A 13,009-nucleotide genomic window follows, 5' to 3' on the forward strand; every position below is an offset into this window, starting at 1 on the left:
CAGGAACCGGTGACCTGGCGCACCACCGGGCCCGTAGGCTGGCCTCATGAGCACCGAGAACCCGTCCCACGAGCATCCGCGGGCGGCGGCGATCGAGACCGCGACCGGCACCACGCTCGAGACCTGGGTCCAGCGGATCGACGAGGCCGGAGGCCGGGACCTCGACCACACCGCGATCGCGTCCCTGCTGCCCGTGCGCTGGGAGATCACCGAGTGGTGGGCGCAGAGCGTCACCGTCGCCTACGAGCAGGTCATCGGCCGTCGCGTCGTCGGGCAGAGCAGTGAGGGCGATTTCGCGGCCTCCGCCTCCCGTACCGTCGTCGGGGACATGGACCGCGTGCGCGACCTGTGGGACGCGTTCATGACCGCGCACCGTCGCGCGGAGCTGGGACTTAAGGAGCCGGCCCTGACCGACACCGAGCGGTGGCGGTACTGGCGCGCCGCGGTGGCGGACGGGACCAGCCTGAGCGTCAACATCACCGCCAAGGACCGCTCGGGCCGGGCTGATCGCAGTGCTCTCGCGATCGAGCACAAGAGGATCGCGACCGCCGCGGCGCGCGATGCCTGGAAGACCACGTGGAAGTCGGTCTTGACCGACTTCTCCGCCACCGCCGAGAAGGAGACCCGATGAACGACTCCGCCCCGCAGGATCCCGCGACCGTGTCCCTGCCCGCGCCCGACGGCAGCACCGATCCTCACCAGTGGCTCGAGGAGGTCACCGGCGAGGACGCCCTGGCCTGGGTGCACGAGCGCAACGACCGCGCGGAGTCCGAGCTGGACCAGGTGGTCGACCCTCGGGATGCGGGCGGGGGACCGCTCACCGCGGCGCTGCAGCGGGAGATCCGCGAGATCCTCGACGCCAAGGACAGGATCCCCGGCGTGGTGATGCGCGGTGAGTACCTCTACAACTTCTGGACCGATGCCGAGCACGAGCGCGGGCTGTGGCGCCGCACGACGCTGGAGTCCTACCGCCTGGAGGAGCCCGACTGGGAGATCCTGCTGGACGTCGACGCTCTCAACGAGGCGGAGGGCGAGGACTGGGTGTGGCACGGGGCGAGCCTGCTGCGTCCGGCAGGCCTCGCCGAGGGGGAGCCCTACCGGCACGCCCTGGTGGATCTCTCCCACGGCGGCTCCGATGCCGACGTCTCCCGCGAGTTCGACCTCGAGACGCTCTCCTTCGTGCCCGAGTCCGAGGGGGGCTTCGTCCGCCCCGAGGCCAAGGGCGGCCTCAGCTGGATCGACGTCGATACCGTCTGGGTCTCCACGGACTTCGGCGAGGGCACGATGACCACCTCCGGGTACGCGCGGCAGGCGCGGCTGTGGAGGCGTGGCACACCATTGGCCGAGGCGCAGCTGGTCCACGAGATCGCCGAGGACGACATGGCCGTCTTCGCCGCCCACGACTCCACGCCCGAGTGGGAGCGGGACTGGATCATCGAGGCGCACGCGTTCTACGACACCACCCTCCACGTCGTGGACCGCAGCGCGCAGGAGCCGACGCTGCGCACCGTCGAGGTGCCCCGCGACCTGGAGGCGAACGCGCACCGCGACCTGGGCATCTTCAGTCCACGCAGCGACTGGGAGGTCGAGGGGACGACGTTCCCCGCCGGATCGCTCGTGGTCGGCGACTTCGCCCGCTTCCAAGCGGGCGAGCCCGAGCTGCACATGCTGTTCGAGCCCACCGACTCCACCTCCCTGGCGGACATGACCATCACGCGCTCCACGATCGTGTTGTCGATCCTCGAGGACGTGGTGCACCGACTCGAGGTCTACCATCGCGACGAGCACGGGAACTGGGTGCGGCGCGACCTCTACCCCGAGCTACGTGGCTCGATCGGGGTGGCGGCGGTCGACGCCGACGTCGACGACCGGGTCTGGGTGACGGTCACCGGCTTCCTCGAGCCCACCACGTTGCACCTGGGCGACCTCGCGGAGGTCCCCGCGGGCGGCGAGCCGGGCGATCTCGAGGTCATCAAGTCCACCCCCGCCCGCTTCGACGCGGAGGGCCTGGACGTCAGCCAGCACTTCGCCACCAGCGATGACGGCACCCGCATCCCGTACTTCGAGATCTCGCGGGTGGACCGGGCCGAGAGCGAGGAGCCGGTGCCCACGCTGCTGTACGGCTACGGCGGCTTCGAGATCTCCCTGACCCCCGGGTACCTGGGAGCGATCGGCAAGGCCTGGCTGGAACGCGGCGGCACCTACGTGCTGGCCAACATCCGCGGCGGCGGCGAGTACGGTCCCCGCTGGCACCAGGCGGCGCTGACCGAGAACCGCCACCGGGCCTACGAGGACTTCTCCTCGGTGGCCCGGGACCTCCTCGAGCGCGGTGTCACCGACCGCGACCATCTCGCCGTGCGCGGCGGCTCCAACGGCGGACTGCTCACCGGCAACATGGTCACCCGGTACCCGGAGCTGTTCGGCGCGGTCGTCATCCAGGTGCCGCTGCTGGACATGAAGCGGTACTCGCACTTGCTCGCCGGGGCGTCCTGGATGGCCGAGTACGGGGATCCGGACACCGAGGACTGGGAGTTCGTGCGCACCTTCAGCCCGTACCACCTGCTGCGCGAGGACGTGCGGTACCCGCCGACGTTCCTGCTCACCTCCACCCGGGACGACCGCGTCCATCCCGGCCACGCGAGAAAGTTCGCCGCCGCCATGGAGTCGCTGGGCGCCGATGTGCGCTCCTGGGAGAACACCGAGGGCGGGCACGGCGGTGCGGCCACCAATGAGCAGGCCGCCCGCATGAACGCCCTGATGTACGCGTTCCTGTGGAGCACCATCGGCGACGCCGGCGGGACCAGCTCATGAGCCCGAACCACCGGGCGGAGCCGGAGGGCGCCGAGGTGACGGCCGACCGGGCGGCGGCCGAGGCACCGGGTGCGCCGGACCAGCTCGACGTCCTGGTGGACCGGCTCGCCGACGAGCAGGCCGCACTCGAGACGGCGAGCGACGATGACGCCTTCGGAACGCTCCCGGGGGACCGCCCCGAACCCCCGGCCGTCGCCGGCGAGATGGAAACCCTCCAGGGGTTCCTCGACGTCCAGCGCGCCACCGTCGTCCGGAAGGTGACGGGTCTCAGCGACGAGCAGGCGGCGAGGCGTCTGGTCGGATCCGCGACGACGGTCACGGGAGTTGTCCGGCACCTGGCCACTTCCGAACGCTTCTGGTTCTGCCAGATCGTGGGCGGGGTCCCGCCGGAGGAGGTCGGCTACACCCGGTACGAGCAGTCCGGGCCGCACGGCGAGTGGGCCGTGGCGCAGGGCGCCTCCCTCGAGGCCGCGCTCACCGACTACGCGGCCGCGATCGACCTGTCCCGCTCCCAGCTTCACGGCAGGGATCCCGACGAGGAGCTTCATGCCGGTGAGCACCTCCGCAGCCTGCGCTGGGTGCTCATCCACATGGTGGAGGAGACCGCCCGCCACGCCGGCCAGCTCGACGTGCTCGCGGAACTGCTGGACGGCCGGACCGGCGAGTGACCCGCGCCGCCGTGCGATCCGTCGACCTCTTCGACCGCCCCGCGCAGGACGACCTCCTGCAGATCCGCAACGACCTCATGACGGTCTACCGCGAGTTCTCCGCCGAGGACCGACGGCTGTTCCCGCTGCGCTACGCCCGCACCGTCGCCCGGGGGCCCCGCCGCCCTCACCCGGGCGTCCGGCGCCGGAACGGGCACCCCGAGGCGACGGATCCCGCGGCCCGCCTGGCCGCTCCGCCGCAGGTGCCCGTGCTGCTGATCCCCGACGGGCCGGGACGGGGCTCGGTGCTGCCCTATGACGTGCTGCGCCGCTCGCTCGCGGGACGAGGCCTCGACGTGCTGATGATGGAGCACCGCGGCGTCGGGCTCTCCCGCCTGGACGCCACGGGGGAGGACCTCCCGGCCTCCGTGATCACTCTGCGCGAGGTGCTCGGCGACCTGCTCGCGGTGCTGGACCATGCGCGTCTCGACCAGGTCAGCGTCTACGGCGTCGGCTACGGCGCCTATCTCGCGCAGGCCCTCGCCGCCCTCCACCCCGACCGGGTGCATTCACTGGTGCTCGACTCGCCGCTGACCGGTGCCGACGACGAGCGCGTGGCCCAGGCCGCCCTGCGCGCCCTGTACTGGGACGGCACCGAGTCGTCGACCTCCACCATCGCCTCCACGCTGCGGCGACTGGCCGCCGAGGGCGAGGTCGACGCCCGTCGTGCCGGCCCCGTGGTGCTCGCGGTGCACGAGCACGGCGGTCCTTCGGCGGTGCGCGATCTGGTGGACCTGCTCGCCCTGGGCCGCGGGCAGCTGACCTGGAACAGCGTGAGGCAGGTGCTGAACCAGGGCTGGCTGCAGAACACGCCCTACGCGATGGAGTACGACCTCACCGCTCGGATCGCCCACAGCGAGCTCGGCCGCGGCCATCATGCCGACGGTGGAGCGCTGGATCCACTGGTCATCATCGGTGAGCAGGCCCGTGCGGTGCCGCGGTTCACCGGTGAAGCGTTCGATCTGCACGAGCTCGCCCCGGCGATCACCGCGCCGACCCTCGTGCTCACGGGCGGCCAGGACCTGGTCTCCCCGCCGGTGATCGCCCGTGACCTGGTCGCGCGGATCCCGGGGGCGGACCTGGTGGAGGTGCCCGGTGGGGGCCATTCGATGCTCGACACCCGCAGTCAGATCACGCAGGTCGCCGCGCGCTGGAGCGCCTGCGGTGCGGCGCATCTGCTGCCCGCCCGCGCCGAGGAGCTCACGGCACTGCCGGCGACGCCGACGGACCAGGCACTCTCGCGTGGATTGCAGATAGCCCTGGCCGCGGAGCGCTACTCGCCGTGGCGGCTGTGGGTGGAGTCGGCGAAGGCGAAACGCGAGCAGGCCCAGGTCGACCCGCGGGCCCGCCGCACCCGCCACGTGAAGATGGACTGATGCCTCCGCGCTCACGCACCGGCTGAACTGACAGGCGGACGGGGGTATCCATCTCCTGAGCTGGCCGCTTATCCTTGCCCCTGGGAGAACCTGCCGGTGCCTCGTGCACCGGTCGCGAGCCACTGCGCTCGCCCGGAAGAACGGTCGGAGGGGACAGATGCGCAAGCGACTGACAGGCATCCGCAGCACGGAGCCGGTACGGACTCGGCCGCGAACGACCGTGGCCCTGGCGGCGGGGAGCGTCGCCGTGGTCGGCGCTCTGACAGGGTTCGGCATCGGGGGAGTCGGTCCACTGGCCGCACTCGCGCAGGTCACGGGATCCTCCGTGATGAGCCCGCTGCGCGGGGCCGGCCCGTCCGACGGCGGCGGGACGCCGGCAGCGACGGCCGAGGACGTCGAGACGGAGCGGCCCAGCACCGAGGCGACCTCGACGGAGGACACTGCCACGGAAGAGCCCGGCACCGAAGAGACCGCCGCGGAGGAAACCCCCGAGACCACGTCGCCGGCCACCGACCCCGCCACGTCCGCGGAGAAGGACCCCTCGACCGGCGCCCCCGAGACGTCCCAGCCCACCGAAGCACCGGTGACCGACGACCCCGGCCAGGTCCCGCCGGCCCCGAACCCCGGGAACCCGCCGGAGGAACCGAATCCGCCGGTCGAGGACCCGACAGGGCCCCCGACCACCCCCGGCGACGGCTCCACCGAACCCACGCAGCCCACAGAGGACCCGTCGGACCCGACCGAGGAGCCCACGGACCCGACCGAGGAGCCGACCGATCCGTCGGAGGACCCCACGGACCCGACCGAGGAGCCGACCGATCCGTCGGAGGAGCCGACCGACCCGACGGAAGAGCCCACGGACCCGTCGGAGGAGCCGACCGACCCGACGGAAGAGCCCACGGACCCGTCGGAGGAGCCGGCCGACCCGACGGAAGAGCCCACGGAGCCGACCGAGGAGCCCACGGACCCGTCGGAGGAGCCCACGGAGCCGACCGAGGAGCCCACGGACCCGTCGGAGGAGCCCACGGACCCGTCGGAGGAGCCGACCGACCCGGCCGAGGACCCCACGGACCCGTCGGAGGAGCCCACCGAGCCGACAGAAGAGCCGACGGACGCTCCCACTGAACCGACGAGCGCTCCTGCCGATCCCACCGAGCCCACGGAGGAGTCGGAAACCCCGACGCAGCCGTAGACCCCGGCAGAGCCGGACGCCGACTGAATCCCTCCCGAGCCAGTCCGATGCCGACCCTCGACCCGGCACGACCGGACGGCGATGGCCGGGCCCCGGCACGACCGGGCGATGACGACCGGACCCCGGGACGGCCGGACCACGCTGAGGACTGACCCTCAGCGGCCGGTCATTCCCGGCAGGCCACCGTGAACCCGCCGTCGTCGAACACGGTCTCGTAGCTCCTGCCCCAGGTCTGCTCCGCCCATACCGCGATGTCCGGGGGTGGGCGTCCGTCCCAGGAGAAGGCGTACTCGTCGCCGAGCACGCAGTCGGGGACCCGCTGGTTGGGGCCGTGGATCCACTGCACGTCGTGGTCCGGGACGGCCTGGGCCATCAGGGTGATGTCCACGGCGAGCACCGTGTCGTCGGGTACGGCCTCCAGGGCCGCGGCGGCGGGTTCGGCTCGCCAGGTGGGCTCCCACTTCGCGGGCCGGACGACGTCGAGCACCGGCATCGCCGTCCCCAGCAGCAGCGTGACCGCGGCGCCGGCGGCGACCGCCAGGACTCGGATCCGGCGCCGCGGCCGGGGGACGTCCCGGCGCAGCGCGGAGGTGGCGCGTCCCGTGCGGCGATCCCCGAGGGCATCCAGCAGGGCTGCCAACGCGATCGGCATCAGCACGGCGTCGTAGTGCCAGCCCCACTCCCAGTAGAACTCGACGGTGCCGGTGAATCGCCAGGCCAGCGTGGGCAGCATGAGCAGGATCAGCGGGGAGCGGGCGCCGATCACGCCGGCAGCGAGCAGCAGCATCGCCACGGTCACCCACTTCACCGGCGGCCAGAACACCTCCAGCGCGGATCCGAGGTTGTCCGTGTAGTCGTACTGCCCGCCGTTGTTCAGCAGCGGCAGGAGCACGAAGGTGGACAGCACGAACCATCCCGCACCCCATGCCGCCAGTCCGAGCCCCTCCCGGCGGTGCGCGCGGTCCCGCAGCGCGATCAGGCCCCCCAGCAGGGCGACGGTCAGCCCCAGGTCCTCCTTGACCAGCACCAGCGGCGCCGCCCAGAGGACGGCGGCCATCGGGCGGTCGCGCAGCAGGGCGGTCAGGGACAGTGCGAGCAGGGGCACCGCGAACGCGATCTCGTGGAACTGCACCGAGGCGGCGGACTGGAGGCCGAAGGAGAACACGTAGGCCGCGCCGGCGAGGGACCCGAGGCCGGGGCCGAGCCGATCGATCGCGAGGCGGGTCAGCGGGATCGCCGAGAGCCCCAGCAGCATCGCCTGGGTCCACAGCAGCGCCTCCCCGGAGGGCCAGACCCACCACACCGGAGCCAGCAGCACCAGGATCGGATGGAAGTGATCCCCGAGCAGGTTCACGGCGTCGCCCTTGATGGGGATGATCGGGGCACGCAGCTCGCCGTAGGCTCGCGCCAGCTGCGTGAAGATCCCCAGGTCCCAGGACCGCGTGACGAGGCGGTGGAACTGTTGGCTGCCCATCAGCCCGTAGGCGAGGGCGGCCAGTGCTGCCAGCACCGGCGGGACCAGGCGCCGCACGGCGGTGGGATCGCGCACGGGGCGGCGCTCGACCTCCGGCGGCGTCGAGGGGGCGTCGGCGGCGGGAGTCACGGAGGCGAGGGTATACGTCCGACCCGAACCCGACCGCGCCCGGGCAATCCCGCGATACAGCCGACGCGGTCGGGATCCGCATGGTGGAATGCGTGATGCCGGTGTGCACCGGATCCCCGGGCGCGATGATGCGTGGCACACCTATGACGTCGGTGTCCGACATGGCATCGCCACCGGCGCACCGACCTACGACCCGATGTTCTACACGGCCGATGGCATCGCCGAACCCACCTCGCAGACCGTGACCGTCCCCGCAGGCGGCAGCTCCGAGGTGGCCGTGACGCTCGGGGAGGATCTCGGCGAGAACGGCCTCATCTACGGCGGCTGGATCACCCTGACCGGCCCGGGCGAGGACCTCGCAGTCCCCTACGCCGGGCTCTCCGGGGACTACCAATCGCTGCCGGTGCTCGATGACCAGGGGATGGGACTGCCCGCTCTCGGCGTGAGCGACGGCGCCGGCGGCGTGCTGCTGGACCCGGACGGCGGCCACACCTACACCATGCAGGGCGGCGACGTCCCCTATCTCGCGTACTACCTGGAGTACCCCGCCGAGCGGCTCGAGATGCGTGCCCATCGGGTCAACCCGGCCGGGACGATGACGATCGTCAACCCCTCGGTGGGGCTGATCGACGCCTCCGACCACCTCGGCCGCTCGGCCCAGCCGGAGGTGTTCGGCTGGGACGGCAACTACTCGCTGAAGAACCAGAAGTCCAAGACCGTCGGGAACGGCGACTACGTCCTGGAGATGCGGGTGCTGAAGCCCCTGGGCGATCCGCAGGACCCGGACCACTGGGAGACCTTCTCCTCCCCGCAGTTCACGATCGCCGATCCGGAACCGCCAAGGCCCGGGGTCCACTGAGGGAGATCATCGCGAGAGGATCCAGTCCAGGTCGAGGCAAGCGAAGGTGATGGCCTCGTCCGGCCCCTCGTACAGGAGCGCGTATTCGTCACGACCGATCGCGAGGAGGGCGGAGTACTGACAGGCGCCGGGCTGGAAGGCGCGCTTGCGCACCCAGGTGGCGCCGTCGTCGGTGGCGCGCAAGACTCAGGTAATCCTCACCGACGATATCGACGGCTCCGAAGCCACCAGCACGGTGAGCTTCGCGCTGGATGGCGTCGCGTACGAGATCGACCTCAGCGAGGACAATGCCCAGCGGATGCGCGATCAGATGGGCGAGTGGGCTGGTAAAGCACGCCGGGTCGGAGGTCGGCGCATCAGCGGCACCCGAGGCGCGAGCTCCTCGAGCGACGCTGGCAAGATTCGCGCTTGGGCGAACGAGAACGGTTACGAGGTCAGCGAGCGGGGTCGCATCCCCACGGAGATTCGTGACGCGTACAGCGCCGCGCACTGAGCCCATTGCATGAGGAAGGGGCTGGTGACGCCGTCACCAGCCCCTTTGCTGTCTCGCGATAACTCGGGCCGGTACGCGCCGGCGTCCAAGGCGCTCTGGCGAGAGCCGTCATGTCAGCTTGCTGGCAAGCAGGCGAGCCGCTGACGGTGCCGCGGACGCTGTCCTGAGGTGGGAGGCGGAGGCTTTGAGGTAGATGCCGGTGGTGGCGATGCTCTCGTGACCGAGCAGTTGCTGCACCTCTGAGATTGGGATGCCGACGTCGACCATCGACACGGCGTAGGTGTGGCGGAGGGCGTGGGCTGCTTCGCCCTCGGGTTTGGCGATGCCGGCCCGCGCGTAGAGCCGGGTCACCCGATAGGAGATCGTGTCCCGGGTCAGCGCTCTGCCGTCCGGCCGGATGAGCAGGGGTGACATGCCGTCATCGTCCACGGCGTGTTCTGCCCGCCAGGGCAGGTAGGTGTCGATCTGCGCAGCGATGCCCGGATCCAGCGGCACGGTGCGAGCCTTGCGACCCTTGCCGACAACGCGCAGCGAGGGCTCATTACCGGGCCGGTAATCGAGAAGGCGGAGCCCGGCCGCCTCGCTGGCCCGCAGTCCGCCGGCAGCCAGGATCACCACGATCGCCACATCCAGCAGGGGCGCCGCCGGGCGTGCCTGGGGATCTTCCGTTTGCGCTGTCTCCAGGAGGGCGGAGATCTGCCCGTCGGTGAACGCCACCGGCAGACGCGAGGGGGCGCGCGGGGCCTGGATCCCGGCCGTGGGGTCCGCGGGGAGCCGGGATTCGAGAACGAGGTATCGGCACAGTCCTCGCAGCGTCGTCACCAGTCGCCGGCGGCTGGCCGGCGCGAGCCCAGCGTTGTTCATCTCGGCCAGCGCGGCCTTGATGACGGGCCCCGTCAGGTCCTGCACCCTCGCGGGTGCGCCCGTTTGGGCCTCGAGGTAGCGCTGCCATAAGGCCAGATCCCCGCGGTAGGCCTTGGCCGTTTCGGCACTGATGGTGCGTCCGACGGCGCGGCGTTCTGCGATCCAGTCCCGCGCCGCATCTTGGAAGAGCTCGCTCATTCCACCACGGTAGGTCGCAGTCGGTGCTCAACCGTGGCGACATCCCGCGCTAGTGCGCATAATTTTGATTATGCGCACTAGATGGACGGCTCCCCCAAGGCGGCTCCGCCCGTGCGCCCACTCCGGGGCTGCCGGCACCGCGGCGGACTCGCATTACGAGATGAGCGTGAGGTACTGCTTGCGGGCGCGCATCGAGTGGATGATCTCCTCGGTGCCGTCATCCCAGATCAACACCACCAGCTCGAGAAGACGGGCGTGGGTGTCGAAGCCCAGGCGCAGCTCGCGTTGCGGGTTCTCCTCATCCAGTGGCGCTACGTACACCGCAGTGCTGGCCGCATGAATGGACTCCTCGCGGGCGATGTCGTGCGTGAGTGCTGAGGGTCGAACCCTCACGCGGTCGTCCACTCACGAACGGCTCGACGGATCGCCTCGGAGCGATTCAGGTGCTCACGATCAGCGCGCTGCATCAGCGAGGAAATCTCTTCGTCGGTGAATCGCACCGGCACCACCTGCGCCGCTTGCTCACCACGAGTAGGCCGCCCGCGCTTGCGCAGCTGCTCCACGTCGTAGCCGGCCTCGGCCTCAGCAACCCAGGCGTCGACCTGCTCCTCGGGGACCTCACTACCTTGCATCTTCCTCATGCTCAATATCGTAATACGTATACCGGCGACATGGCGAGCTCAACACCCTCCGACCTGGGTGTAGCGGGGCGCCTATAGCCCTGTTCGTCGACCTCCGTAGCGAGGAGCACCAAGGGGATGTTCAGCCCTGCCGCAGGGCAGTTGCGGCGCCCAGGAGGAACCAATCCAAGGCTGGCACTCTCCTAGTGAGAGTACTAATCTGCTCGTAGTTGAGTCGAAGGGACTCAAGGTTGGGAGGCCACCGATCCAGGAGGTGGCCGCGACAGGAAGGAGACACCATGGCTATCTACGACCCGTTCCGTGAGATGGAGCGTCTCGCGAGCAACTTCCTCGACACCGGGCGACGGGGCCCTCGGCAGATGCCGATGGACCTGTATCGCGCTGGCGATCACTATGTTCTCTCCGCTGACCTGCCGGGCATCGATCCAGGATCCGTCGACGTCGACGGCCAGCTGCTGACCATTCGCGCCGAGCGGACCCTCGCGACCGATGAACAGGCGCAGTGGATCACTCGCGAGCGCACGGGAGGAACCTTCCTGCGCCAGCTCAGCCTCGGACAGGGACTGGACACCGAGCACATCTCCGCGAGCTACAACAACGGTGTGCTCAGCGTGACGATCCCGATCAGCGAGAAGGCCAAGCCCCGCAAGATCGAGATCACCACGCAGAACACTCCCCAGCAGATCGAGTCCTCAGCAACCTGATCACTCGATCACCCTCACCGAAGGCCCCCGGCTCCCCCGTGAAGCCGGGGGCCTACCGGCGGGAGTATCAATGCACGGCCGTAGGTGCCGCCGTCTACGTCTTCGGATCCGCGGGGGTGGACCATCGAGACGAACCTTCAACCCCTGCCACTCACGCTCCCGCGCATGACGAGAGGTTCAGCAGTGCGCACCGCATTCCCAGGCGGCCACCTGGGGCCCCGTGCCGCGGATCCTGGAACGAATCCCTCTTCATTGCTTGCGTCTCACCGGACGCACCGGGTGCCTTGGGACTGCCGCGCGAATAGGTGACATCTTGACCTGATCGTGCGACAGTCCCAATCAGGAGGCTTCAGACCCCTGCTACACGCTCAAATGCGATGAGCCATGTTGACCTCCTGGCACACAAGAGCAGAAACCGCGAAGCTCGCAGTCTCATGCTTCGCCCACGCGATGACGAGTGGAGGCATCTCACTTCGAACGGGGCTGGCGCTGACGTCACTGACCCCTATGGGTGGAGAACGCCGCGTCGAAGGCTGCCTCGGAAGGCTCGTACTTACTCATCTTACGTACGAATTCCAGCGCTTCGGGCGCGCCCACGAGGCGGTCCATACCGGCGTCTTCCCACTCCACCGACAGCGGGCCGTCGTATCCGATGTGGTTGAGCGCGCGGAACGCGTTCTCCCAAGGCACGTCCCCGTGACCGGTGGAGATAAAGTCCCACCCGCGCCGCGGGTCAGCCCACGGCAGGTGGGAAGACAGCCGCCCGTTACGGCCGTTACCCACGCGCACTTTGGTGTCCTTGCAATGCACGTGGAAGATCTTGTTGGAGAAGTCCAGCAAGAACCCCACCGGGTCGAGCTGCTGCCAAACCATATGAGAGGGGTCCCAGTTCAAGCCGAAGGAGTCGCGGTCGATCACCTCGAGAGTCTTCTTCGTGGTCCAGTAGTCGTATGCGATTTCGCTGGGGTGGACCTCGAGAGCGAACCGAACGCCCTCTTCATCGAAGACGTCCATGATCGGATTCCAGCGGTCGGCGAAGTCCTGGTATCCGGCCTCGATCAACTCATCGCTGACCGGGGGGAACATCGCGACGTACTTCCAGATCGCCGATCCGGTGAAGCCAGTGACGGTCTTAACGCCTAAGCGTTTGGCAGCGCGAGCAGTGTTCTTCAACTCTTCCGCGGCGCGCTGGCGCACTCCTTCAGGGTCACCGTCGCCCCACACCGAGTCCGGGAGCATGTCGCGGTGACGCTGATCGATCGGGTCATCACAAACGGCCTGGCCCTTGAGGTGGTTCGAGATCGCGAATACCTGCAAACCGTGCTTTTCAAGGACTTCTTTTTTCTGAGCCACATAGTCATCGTCAGTGGCCGCGCGGTTAGGGTCGAGGTGGTCGCCCCAGCAGGCGATCTCAAGGCCGTCATAGCCCCACTCGCCAGCCCGCTGGGCGAGTTCCTCGAACGGCATATCGGCCCACTGGCCGGTGAACAGTGTAATCGGTCGTGCCATGGCTTTCTACTCCTCAGTTCATAGGAGGGTCAGTCGGAATGCTGACCCAAAG

General features: G+C 69.6%; 14 protein-coding genes. 8 read left to right on the forward strand and 6 right to left on the reverse strand.

Annotated features, from left to right (window positions below):
- The first annotated feature begins 46 nt into the window (after positions 1-46).
- From JOF43_RS09285 to JOF43_RS22970, 5 genes are all read left to right on the forward strand, one after another.
- Positions 47-631, forward strand: a complete 585-nt coding sequence (locus JOF43_RS09285) for a hypothetical protein (RefSeq protein ID WP_209901425.1) — start codon at positions 47-49, stop codon at positions 629-631.
- Positions 628-2,811 (forward strand): prolyl oligopeptidase family serine peptidase, encoded by a 2,184-nt coding sequence (locus JOF43_RS09290; RefSeq protein WP_209901427.1) that lies wholly within the window; start codon positions 628-630, stop codon positions 2,809-2,811. The genes JOF43_RS09285 and JOF43_RS09290 overlap by 4 nt, the downstream gene beginning before the upstream one ends.
- Positions 2,808-3,479, forward strand: a complete 672-nt coding sequence (locus JOF43_RS09295) for a DinB family protein (protein WP_209901429.1) — start codon at positions 2,808-2,810, stop codon at positions 3,477-3,479. Before JOF43_RS09290 ends, JOF43_RS09295 begins: the two co-directional genes overlap by 4 nt.
- Positions 3,476-4,894, forward strand: a complete 1,419-nt coding sequence (locus tag JOF43_RS09300; protein ID WP_342592126.1) for an alpha/beta fold hydrolase — start codon at positions 3,476-3,478, stop codon at positions 4,892-4,894. The genes JOF43_RS09295 and JOF43_RS09300 overlap by 4 nt, the downstream gene beginning before the upstream one ends.
- 157 nt (positions 4,895-5,051) lie before the next feature.
- Entirely contained in the window at positions 5,052-6,086 is a 1,035-nt protein-coding gene (locus JOF43_RS22970; RefSeq protein WP_209901431.1) for a hypothetical protein, read from the forward strand.
- 166 nt (positions 6,087-6,252) lie between these two features.
- On the opposite strand, the gene JOF43_RS09310 is transcribed toward JOF43_RS22970, so the two are convergent.
- Positions 6,253-7,689 carry a DUF2079 domain-containing protein gene (locus JOF43_RS09310; RefSeq protein WP_342592127.1) on the reverse strand — a complete coding sequence of 479 codons (1,437 nt, stop codon included), beginning with the start codon at positions 7,687-7,689 and terminating at the stop codon, positions 6,253-6,255.
- An 88-nt stretch (positions 7,690-7,777) separates the two neighbouring features.
- Here JOF43_RS09310 and JOF43_RS09315 point away from each other — a divergent pair, with 88 nt between their 5' ends.
- Positions 7,778-8,548 carry an Fn3-like domain-containing protein gene (locus JOF43_RS09315; RefSeq protein ID WP_209901434.1) on the forward strand — a complete coding sequence of 257 codons (771 nt, stop codon included), beginning with the start codon at positions 7,778-7,780 and terminating at the stop codon, positions 8,546-8,548.
- Positions 8,549-8,554: 6 nt separating this feature from the next.
- On the opposite strand, the gene JOF43_RS09320 is transcribed toward JOF43_RS09315, so the two are convergent.
- Entirely contained in the window at positions 8,555-8,731 is a 177-nt protein-coding gene (locus JOF43_RS09320; protein ID WP_209901436.1) for a sialidase family protein, read from the reverse strand.
- Here JOF43_RS09320 and JOF43_RS09325 point away from each other — a divergent pair.
- Positions 8,721-9,041, forward strand: a complete 321-nt coding sequence (locus tag JOF43_RS09325; RefSeq protein WP_209901438.1) for a histone-like nucleoid-structuring protein Lsr2 — start codon at positions 8,721-8,723, stop codon at positions 9,039-9,041. The two genes, JOF43_RS09320 and JOF43_RS09325, sit on opposite strands and share 11 nt — an antisense overlap.
- A 108-nt stretch (positions 9,042-9,149) precedes the next feature.
- Here JOF43_RS09325 and JOF43_RS09330 read toward each other — a convergent pair whose 3' ends face one another.
- The 3 genes from JOF43_RS09330 to JOF43_RS09340 form a co-directional block, all read right to left on the reverse strand.
- Positions 9,150-10,103, reverse strand: a complete 954-nt coding sequence (locus JOF43_RS09330) for a tyrosine-type recombinase/integrase (RefSeq protein ID WP_209901440.1) — start codon at positions 10,101-10,103, stop codon at positions 9,150-9,152.
- A 153-nt stretch (positions 10,104-10,256) separates the two neighbouring features.
- A complete protein-coding gene (locus JOF43_RS09335) occupies positions 10,257-10,496 on the reverse strand; it encodes a hypothetical protein (protein WP_209901442.1) in 240 nt (79 codons plus the stop codon).
- Positions 10,493-10,744, reverse strand: a complete 252-nt coding sequence (locus JOF43_RS09340; RefSeq protein ID WP_377782937.1) for a ribbon-helix-helix protein, CopG family — start codon at positions 10,742-10,744, stop codon at positions 10,493-10,495. The genes JOF43_RS09335 and JOF43_RS09340 overlap by 4 nt, the downstream gene beginning before the upstream one ends.
- 278 nt (positions 10,745-11,022) lie before the next feature.
- Here JOF43_RS09340 and JOF43_RS09345 point away from each other — a divergent pair, with 278 nt between their 5' ends.
- Positions 11,023-11,448 (forward strand): Hsp20/alpha crystallin family protein, encoded by a 426-nt coding sequence (locus tag JOF43_RS09345; RefSeq protein WP_209901443.1) that lies wholly within the window; start codon positions 11,023-11,025, stop codon positions 11,446-11,448.
- Positions 11,449-11,943: 495 nt separating this feature from the next.
- Here the strand turns inward: JOF43_RS09345 and JOF43_RS09350 are convergent, their stop codons facing one another.
- Complete coding sequence (locus JOF43_RS09350; protein WP_209901445.1) at positions 11,944-12,957, reverse strand: sugar phosphate isomerase/epimerase family protein; 1,014 nt, start codon at positions 12,955-12,957, stop codon at positions 11,944-11,946.
- Positions 12,958-13,009: the final 52 nt, after the last annotated feature.

It is taken from the genome of Brachybacterium sacelli (genome assembly GCF_017876545.1).
In the GTDB taxonomy this organism is placed as follows: domain Bacteria; phylum Actinomycetota; class Actinomycetes; order Actinomycetales; family Dermabacteraceae; genus Brachybacterium; species Brachybacterium sacelli.